The sequence below is a fragment of the Streptomyces sp. S6 genome (assembly GCF_054880855.1).
The window spans coordinates 1-2,584 of the sequence record NZ_JBTYMC010000529.1 but is presented as its reverse complement, the minus strand read 5'-3'; the positions used below and the strand labels follow the sequence as shown (position 1 = coordinate 2,584).

Sequence of the window (2,584 nt, the reverse complement as noted above, 5' to 3'; positions counted from 1 at the left end):
GAGCTGGCCTCCGACACGGTCGCCGGGCTGCGGGTGCTGCGCGGGATCGGCGGCGAGGAGCTGTTCCTCGACCGCTACCGCGCCGCCTCGCAGGAGGTCCGCCGCGCCGCCGTCCGCAGCGCCAGGATGTGGGCCCTGATCAACGCGCTCCAGGCGCTGCTGCCGGGGCTGCTGCTCGTGGGGGTCGTCTGGTACGGGGTGGGTCTGGCGCGGGAGGGGCGGGTGTCGGTGGGGGAACTCGTCACCGTCTACAGCTCCGTGGCAATCCTTTCGTACCCTTTGCGGCATTTCGAGGAGATCGCGATGGCCTACTCGTTCTCCCGGCCCTCCGCCCAACGGGCGGCCCGGGTGCTGTCGTTGGAGCGAGGGGTCGACGAGTCGGGCGCCGACGCCGTCCCCTCCGGTGATCTGTACGACCCCGCCTCCGGACTCCTCGCGCCCGCCGGGATGTTCACCGCCGTGGTCTGCGGTGACCCCGACGCGGCCGGGCGGCTGGCCGAGCGGCTCGGCGGGCACTCCGTCGAGGAGGGACCGTCGGTGCTGCTGGGCGGGGTGGCGCTGGACGAGCTGGCGCTGTACGCCGCGCGCAGCGCCGTCCTCGTCCAGGACAAGGACCCGGTGCTGCTGTCCGGTTCGCTGCGCGAGCTGCTCGACGTGCCGTCGTCGGGGGCCGTGCCGGCGGACGCCGCGCTCGCCGCCGCGCGGTGCGGGGACGTCCTCGACGCGCTCACCCAGGGCTCGCCGGGCGCCCCCGATCCCATGGACGCCCACATCACCGAACGCGGACGCTCCCTCTCCGGCGGCCAGCGCCAGCGCCTCGCCCTCGCACGGTCCCTGGTGACCGATCCGGAGGTACTGGTCCTCGACGAGCCGACGTCCGCCGTCGACTCCCACACCGAGGCACGCGTCGCGGAGGGCGTACGGGGGTTGCGCAAGGGGCGTACGACAGTGGTGTTCACCTCGTCGCCGCTGCTGCTGGACGTCGCCGACCGGGTCGTCCTGCTGGACGACGGTGCGGTCGCGGCCGTCGGGACGCACCGGGAGCTGGTGCGGGACGAGGCACGGTACCGGGCCGTGGTGACACGGGAGACGGAGTCGTCGCAGGCCGGCGCACCCGCGCCGGAGAAGATCGAGGAGTCGGCATGATCGGCGTGCAGCCACCGCAGTACGACCCGGCGGCCGGGGCGACGGTGAGCACGCTGCCCGCCGGCTCGCCCGCCACCGTCCGCGCGTACGTCCACGAGCTGGTGCGCAGGCACCGGACGGCCTTCCTGGTCCTCGTCGTCGTGAACGTCGTCGCGACGGTCGCCTCGATGGTGGGTCCCTGGCTGCTCGGCGACCTCGTCGAGCGGGTGTCGGCCGGGGACAGGGAGCTGCGGCTCGGGTTCACCGTCACGCTGTTCACGCTCGCCCTCGGTGTGCAGGCCGTCTTCGTGCACCAGATGCGGCTGCGCGGGGCGATGCTCGGGGAGCAGATGCTGGCCGACCTGCGCGAGGACTTCCTCGTCCGGTCGGTGCGGCTGCCGCCGGGCGTGCTGGAGCGGGCCGGGACCGGTGACCTGCTCTCCCGCATCACCACCGACATCGACCGCCTCGACAACGCCATGCGTGAGGCCGTCCCTCAGCTGATCATCGGCGTGCTGTGGTCGGCGCTGCTGCTGGGCGGTCTGGTCGTGACGGCTCCGCAGCTCGCCGCCGCCGTGCTGCTGGCCCTGCCGCTGCTGGTCGCCGGCTGGCGCTGGTACTTCAAGCGGGCGCCCGCTGCCTACCGCTCGGAGGCCGCCGGGTACGCGGCCGTCTCGGCCGTGCTCGCGGAGACCGTGGACGCGGGCCGCACCATCGAGGCGCACCGGCTCGGGGAGCGGCGGATCGCGCTGTCCGAGCTGCGGATCAAGCAGTGGACGAGCTGGGAGCGGTACACGCTGTGGCTGCGGTCGGTGCTGTTCCCGGTGATCAACGTCGTACACCTCACGGTGCTCGCGTCCGTGCTGATGCTGGGCGGCGTGTTCGTCCTGCGGGGGTGGATCAGTGTCGGGCAGCTCACCACGGGTGCGCTGCTCGCGCAGATGCTGGTCGATCCCGTGAACCTGATCCTGCGCTGGTACGACGAGCTCCAGGTCGCGCAGGTGTCGCTGGCCCGGCTGGTCGGGGTCCGGGAGATCGAGCCGGACGCCGGGGAGGCGGGGCTCGTGCCGCAGGGGCGGGAGCTGGCCGCCGGCTCGGTGCGCTTCGGGTACCGGGAGGGCGTCGACGTCCTGCGCGAGGTGTCCCTGTCGGTGGCGCCGGGCACCCGGCTGGCGCTGGTCGGGCCGTCGGGGGCGGGCAAGTCGACGCTGGGGCGGCTGCTCGCCGGGATCTACGCGCCCCGCACCGGGCGGGTCGCCCTCGGTGACGCCGAGCTGTCCCGGATGACCGCCGAGCAGGTCCGCTCGCACGTCGCCCTCGTCAACCAGGAGCACCACGTCTTCGTCGGCTCCCTGCGCGACAACCTCCTGCTCGCCCGGACCGACGCCGCGGACGCCGAGCTGTGGGCGGCGCTCGGCGCGGTCGACGCCGCCGCGTGGGCGCGGGCGCTGGACGGCGG

General features: G+C 74.1%; 2 protein-coding genes. Both read left to right on the top strand.

The window, feature by feature from the left end:
* On the top strand, positions 1-1,146 hold a 1,146-nt coding region (locus tag ACVNF4_RS34765), incomplete at its 5' end, for an ABC transporter transmembrane domain-containing protein (RefSeq protein ID WP_461806848.1).
* The coding region (locus tag ACVNF4_RS34760) for an ABC transporter transmembrane domain-containing protein (protein WP_461806847.1) at positions 1,143-2,584 on the top strand (1,442 nt) is incomplete at its 3' end. The genes ACVNF4_RS34765 and ACVNF4_RS34760, both read left to right, overlap by 4 nt.